5 protein-coding genes and 1 pseudogene are annotated in these 6,167 nt (G+C 57.9%); all 6 read left to right on the top strand.

Annotation, left to right across the window (positions count from 1 at the left end; all coding sequences use genetic code 11):
* The coding region (locus BN1127_RS02230) for an Lcl C-terminal domain-containing protein (RefSeq protein WP_042648328.1) at positions 1-1,890 on the top strand (1,890 nt) is incomplete at its 5' end.
* Between the two features lie 14 nt (positions 1,891-1,904).
* A complete protein-coding gene (locus tag BN1127_RS02225) occupies positions 1,905-2,288 on the top strand; it encodes a four helix bundle protein (protein ID WP_042648327.1) in 384 nt (127 codons plus the stop codon).
* Between the two features lie 90 nt (positions 2,289-2,378).
* On the top strand, positions 2,379-2,534 hold the full coding sequence (locus BN1127_RS21040) for an Lcl domain-containing protein (protein ID WP_197069612.1): 156 nt from the start codon (positions 2,379-2,381) through the stop codon (positions 2,532-2,534).
* Position 2,535: 1 nt separating this feature from the next.
* The gene (locus tag BN1127_RS21035; protein WP_197069611.1) at positions 2,536-4,044 is read left to right on the top strand and encodes an RNA-directed DNA polymerase; all 1,509 of its coding nucleotides are present in this window, start codon (positions 2,536-2,538) and stop codon (positions 4,042-4,044) included.
* A gap of 13 nt (positions 4,045-4,057) precedes the next feature.
* The gene (locus BN1127_RS02215) at positions 4,058-4,588 is read left to right on the top strand and encodes an Lcl C-terminal domain-containing protein (protein ID WP_048824599.1); all 531 of its coding nucleotides are present in this window, start codon (positions 4,058-4,060) and stop codon (positions 4,586-4,588) included.
* A gap of 99 nt (positions 4,589-4,687) precedes the next feature.
* Positions 4,688-5,911, top strand: a pseudogene (locus BN1127_RS22605) (conjugal transfer protein TraF).
* The last annotated feature ends 256 nt before the right edge of the window (positions 5,912-6,167 follow it).

Raw genomic sequence — 6,167 nt, 5'->3', positions numbered from 1 at the left:
TCCAGCGACAGCGATGGCAGCATTGCCAGTTACAGCTGGAGCTTTGGTGATGGCGCGACCGGCAGCGGCAAGACGGCTAGCCACAGTTACACCGCCGCCGGAACCTACACCGTCACCCTGACGGTGACCGACGATAAGGGCGCAACCGCCAGTCAGAGTGCCAGCGTTAGCGTGGTGGCGGCCAATGTGGCACCGACCGCTGCTTTTACCCACGGTGAAACTGACCTGCTGGTTAACGTTGATGCCAGCGCCTCCAGCGACAGCGACGGCAGCATTGCCAGTTACAGCTGGAGCTTTGGTGATGGCACAACCAGCAGCGGCAAGACGGCCAGCCACAGTTACACCGCCGCCGGAACCTACAGCGTCACCCTGACGGTCACCGATAACCAGGGCGCAACCGCCAGCCAGAGCGCCAGCGTGAGCGTGGTGGCACCCAATGTGGCGCCGACCGCAGCCTTTACCCACAGCGAGACGGACTTGGTCGCCAGCTTTGATGCCAGCCCCTCCAGCGACAGCGATGGCAGCGTCGCCAGCTACAGTTGGAACTTTGGTGATGGCGCGACCGGCACCGGCAAGACGGCTAGCCACAGTTACACCGCCGCCGGAACCTACAGCGTCACCCTGACGGTGACCGACGATAAGGGCGCAACCGCCAGTCAGAGCGCCAGCGTTAGCGTGGTGGCCCCCAATGTGGCACCGACCGCTGCATTTACTCATTCCGAGGCTGATTTAGTTGCCAATTTTGATGCCAGCACCGCCAGCGATAGCGATGGCAGCATTGCCAGCTACAGCTGGAGCTTTGGTGATGGCGCGACCGGCAGCGGCAAGACGGCCAGCCACAGTTACACCGCCGCCGGAACCTACAGCGTCACCCTGACGGTGACCGACGATAAGGGCGCGACCGCCAACCAGAGCGCCAGCGTCAGCGTGGTGGCGGCCAACCAGTTGCCCATCGCCCGCTTCAGTGCGCAGGTCAACCATCTGGTGGTGCAGTTGGATGGCTCCACCTCGACGGATGCCGATGGGCGTATCGTTGGCTATCTGTGGAACTTTGGCGAGCCCGCAGTGGGAGGGGCGAACCAGAGCGCCGAGCAGAAGCCGCAGCACAGCTATCAGGCGGCAGGAACTTACACCGTCAGCTTGACGGTCACCGATGATCGTGGCGGTGAGCACTCGCTCAGCCAGATCATCACGGTCGATAACCGCATCGCGGCAGTGGCCACCGGCAAGCTCAACGACACCGGCATCACCAGCTGTGCCGATGCCAGCAATTGGTCGCTGCCCTGCCCGGTGGCGGGCTTCCCGGAGCAGGATGCCGAGTCGGGGCGCGATGTCAGCGCCAACGATGACAGTGATGGCCATGCCGGCTTCAGCTTTACCAAGGTCGATGCCAGCGGTGAGGCACTAGCCGCCTCGGCCCCCGAGTGGAGCTGCGTGAAAGACAATGTCACCGGCCTGTTGTGGGAGCTCCATACCGATGACGGCGGCCTGCGCGATAGAGTCAATACCTACAGCTGGTATAACCCGGATGCCACCACCAATGGCGGTGCTGCCGGCACGCAAAATGGTGGCAGCTGCAGCGGTGGCATCTCTTGCGATACCCAAGGCTATGTGGCGGCGGTCAATGCTGCGGGTCTGTGTGGCTATCACGACTGGCGGTTGCCGACGGCAGTTGAGTTGCAAGGGCTGGTGGATTACAGCATTGGCTATCCGGGTCCGACCATTGATACGAATTTCTTCCCCGATAGGCAGCAAAACGTCTATTGGAGTTCGTCGGCCGTGGCGGGTAATACCGATTACGCCTGGGGCGTCTACTTCAACGATGGCGGCGCCAGTTGGTACGGTAAGAACTACAACTACCAGCTTCGGTTGGTGCGTAGCGGACAGTGACTGGGCGTTTTGTTATGAAGATTAATGTACCCATCTGGCGCGATGCCAATCGATTGTTACTGAGTGTGGAGCGGGTGGTCAGACGTTTTCCGCGTTATCACAAGTACACGCTCGGCAGCGAGCTACGCCAGCAGGCGATGCTGATTTGTCGCCTTATCCATCGGGCATGGCGCGAGCGGCAGTGGGTCTGCCGCTGGTTGCTGCGGTTGGTGCGGGCTATTGATGATCTCAAGCTGCAGTTGCAGCTAGCCAAGGAGTTGGCGCTATTTCAGCATTTTGCCGAGTTTGAACAATTAGCGGGTTTAGCGGTCGAGGTGGGTAAACAGAGTGGAGGGTGGCTGCGGCGTGCTCAGGCTTCACCGCCCGAATCCGGACGCGCGGCGCCCGGAGTGTGCTGAGTCACTGTGCGCCAGAGAGGCCCGAAGTGTGGTCGGTTATTCATTTTGGGCATGTCTGAACTGTTAGGCCCTACCGAGAGGATGGATCTAATGGGTGAACTTCTCTGGCTAGCCGGGGTTTGGAGTTCGTCGGCCGTGGCGGGTAATACCAATAACGCCTGGAACGTCAACTTCAACAATGGCAACACCAATTGGAACAATAAGAACAACAACAACCAGCTTCGGTTGGTGCGTAGCGGAGTGTGACATGAATGTCGCGATTGGGTGGCAAGGATTGTATCTGGCGTATGTGCAGTGTCGGTGCCGTAAACGGCGGACTGCCAGTGCCCAGCGTTACGAGATGCAATTGCTGGATCATCTGTTCGCGACCCAAGATGCTCTGAGTCGGCGCAGTTATACACCCTCCACCTCTGTTCGTTTTGTGGTCCTGCGTCCCAAGGCTCGAGAAATTTATGCCGCTGACTTTGCTGATCGGGTAGTTCACCACTGGCTGGTGCCGAGGCTAGAGCGGCTCTATGAACCTCTGTTTATTTATGATGTGTATTCCAATCGGTTAGGTAAGGGTACCCATAAGGCAGTGCGGCGCCTGCAATCAGCCATGCACAGTTTATATGACACCATGAACCAGCAGGAGCACCAAGCTGACTGTCCAGGATGGCAGCGATATGGCTGGTATTTGCAATTGGATATTGCCAATTTTTTTAACAGCATAGATCGCCCACATCTGCTGACGTTACTCGAGAGGCGCCTGGCCAAAGTACAATGTGCCGGGATGATTCCTGATGCTGAGTATCAGATACTGGTTTGGCTATGTGGTTGTTTGCTGACCCACGACCCCACGCGTCAGGCTCGTTACCGCGGTCGTATCGAGCGCTTGGCACAGGTGCCGCCACATAAACGCTTAGGCTATGGCGGGGTAGGTAAAGGGTTGCCCATTGGTAATTTGACGAGCCAGTTTTTTGCCAATGTTTATCTCAATGAGCTGGATCAATTTATCAAGCATCAGCTGAAGTGTCGTTATTACCTGCGTTATGTGGATGACATGGTGTTGCTGGCCGAGGAGCCCGACCAATTACACACTTGGCATCAGCAGATTACTCAGTTTTTAGCCTCGCGGTTACAGTTACGCCTGCGCCCGGATGTCCGGCTGCAGCCCGTGTCCCACGGTATCAACTTTCTGGGTTATATCGTCTACCCCCATCACTGTCTGGTGCGGCGGCGGGTGGTAGCGCATTTGCGTGAGCGTTTGCAAGTGCTGCAACGTGGCGCATGGCATACCGGGCCAGTACAGGCCGTTTTGCAGCTGACAGAGGAGTGGCTCACTCAGTTGCAGAGCACTCTGGCCAGTTATTGGGGCCATTTTAGTCATGCCAATTCTCTGGGACTGCGTGGTGCAATTTTTGCCGAATTCTCCTGGCTGGCGTTGTTATTTTCTGTCGCCGAGGCGCAAAGCGGTACTCTGTTGCCTCGTTGGCTGCCTCCACCATCGCAGATTAGTGGCTATCACAGCCAGATCCGGTTCTTTCAACGTCAGTTTCCGACCGCCAGTTTGCAGGTGCAGCGAGGCTGTGAATGGGATCAATTCTCGGTAGTTGATGTCGGAACGACCAAGGTCAATCCCGATGCGGGACCATGGCGGGTCGACCATATCACTATTACTGAATCGGGTTGTCTGCGTGGAGGGTTAAAGCGTCGCCTGGTCCGGCGTATTAGCTGTTACCGAGTGGATAATCCTTTACACCATCATGCTTGTTGAACAGGAGTGCATCATGTCAAGAGTGTTACAGGGCGGTTTGTGGTTAACTTTATTGGCGATGAGTTACGCTGTGCAAGCCCAAACCTGCCAACCGGAGTCGATTCCGGCCAGCACACCGAATAGCCAGTTGCAGGATAACGGCGATGGCACCATCACCGATACCAAGACCGGGCTGATATGGAAGCGGTGTCTAGAGGGGCAATCCGGTAGCGACTGCGCCAGCGGCAGTGCCGAAGCCTTCACCTGGCAGCAGGCATTGCAGCGGGCGCAAACGGTGAATAGCGGCGGCGGTTTTGCCGGGGCTAGCGTCTGGCGAGTGCCCACTATCAAGGAGCTTCGCTCCCTGGTCGAACAGCAGTGTGCAGATCCGACGATTAATCTGACGCGCTTCCCCAATCCATGGAGTGATTTTGTTTGGAGTTCGTCGGCCGTGGCGGGGGGTGATACCAATAGCGCCTGGGGCGTCAACTTCAGCGATGGCTACGCCTTTGGGGCCAGTAAGAGCAACTACGGCCAGCTTCGGTTGGTGCGTAGCGGACAGTGACTTGGTTTTTTGGCTGCAGGTGGGTGGCACTTGCGGCCTGAGTGGTGACGCCGAAGGTTTTCGGCAGAAAAATTATTAATAATCAAGGAGTACGGTTTTATGATGCCCTCACGTTTTACCCTTTCGTTTCTCACACTGGCGCTGGGCGCTGTCAGTTCGGTGGCTATGGCGGTGCCTTATGCTTTCGAGGCCCGGCAAGAGGCCATGGGCGGCACCGGCGTGGCCAGTGCCCGTTACCTGAGTGCCCCGCTCTATAACCCGGCGCGACTGGCCTTTGCCAAGGCGGATGATGATGTTGGCATCCTGCTGCCGGTGGTGGGTGCCGAGGTGTATGACAAGGATGACCTGAGCGGTCAGGTCGATGATTTGAGTGATAGTTATGATGATTACACCGCCTATGCCTCCAATCCGGGGGCCGATCCTGCCGTCGTGCAGCAGAAGAGTGACCAGTTGGTTGGCCAACTGACCGATCTGTCGGGTGACAGCGGCTATGCCCGTGCCGGGGCTGGCATGGTGGTGGCGATGCCGTTTGAGGCGCTGTCGGTGGCGGTGATGGCCAATGGTTATGCCGATGCGCAGGCGTTTGCCGACATCAGTGCCAACGACCTGACCGGCCAGCTGCCTACCGATGAGTCGCAAGTTCAGTCGCGCGCCATCGCCATGGGGGCCGGGGTTAGCGAGTTTGGCGTGACGCTGGCCAAGGTCTTCGAGGCCGAAGGCATGCGCTGATCGGTCGGGGTAACGCCCAAGGCGCAGGAGCTGCAGGTGCTCAACTATGTCGCCAGCGCGGTCGACAGCGACTTCGGTGACATCACCGATGACCAGTATCAAGCGAGTGAGAACGGCTTCAACCTGGATGCCGGTGTGGCCGCCAGCTGGGAAAATGGCTGGGATGCTGGCCTTGCCATCAAGAACCTGGTCAAACGGGATCTGGATGCGCCGCTGACCAATGGCGTGCAGGCGACCTATGAGCTGTCAACCGTACCGACTGCCGGCGTCAGCTATCGCTGGGGCCAGTTGTTATTCAATGCCGATGCCGATCTGCTGGCCCAGAAGCGCTTCACCGATCTGAGCGGTACCTATGCCAGCTTCGATGCCGGTGAGGATGATCTGCAGATGATGGCGCTCGGTGCCGAGTGGGATCTGTGGCAGTGGGCCCAGCTGCGCGCCGGTTACCGTCACGATCTGAAGGACAATCTGGATGATGCGCTGAGCGCGGGCTTGGGCATTTCTCCTGGCGATCTGTTCCACCTCGACCTGGCCGGCACCTATGCCGGTAACAATCAGTTTGGTGGTGTCATCCAGACCAGTTTGACCTTCTAAAAACTGCCTGGCGGCCAGAGAGTCTGCCTGTGCCGCGCCTGAAGTTGAGCAATGCATTCCTGCGAATGCATTGCTCTTTTCTGTGTTCTTCCCATGCCACCATTCTTGTAAGCGCCCTTGAATCGGCATCTTTTTTTCCCAAAATCAGCTCGTCACACTTGAAATCCATTACCTCTTCGCTGGATTTTCACTATGACCACTCAAGAACGTGCTGATTTTTGGCGACAGCAGATCACCGCCTGGCTTGACTCCGGCC

The organism is Aeromonas media, assembly GCF_000819985.1.
In the GTDB taxonomy this organism is placed as follows: Bacteria; Pseudomonadota; Gammaproteobacteria; order Enterobacterales; family Aeromonadaceae; genus Aeromonas; species Aeromonas media.
The sequence above is the reverse complement of the archived record's forward strand: the minus strand, read 5'-3'. Positions and strand labels throughout refer to the sequence as shown.

Coding starts and splice junctions, on each gene's coding strand:
- BN1127_RS21040 (WP_197069612.1), top strand. CDS start 2,379: ATGGGTGAACTTCTCTGGCTAGCCGGGGTTTGGAGTTCGTCGGCCGTG.
- BN1127_RS21035 (WP_197069611.1), top strand. CDS start 2,536: ATGAATGTCGCGATTGGGTGGCAAGGATTGTATCTGGCGTATGTGCAG.
- BN1127_RS02215 (WP_048824599.1), top strand. CDS start 4,058: ATGTCAAGAGTGTTACAGGGCGGTTTGTGGTTAACTTTATTGGCGATG.
- BN1127_RS02225 (WP_042648327.1), top strand. CDS start 1,905: ATGAAGATTAATGTACCCATCTGGCGCGATGCCAATCGATTGTTACTG.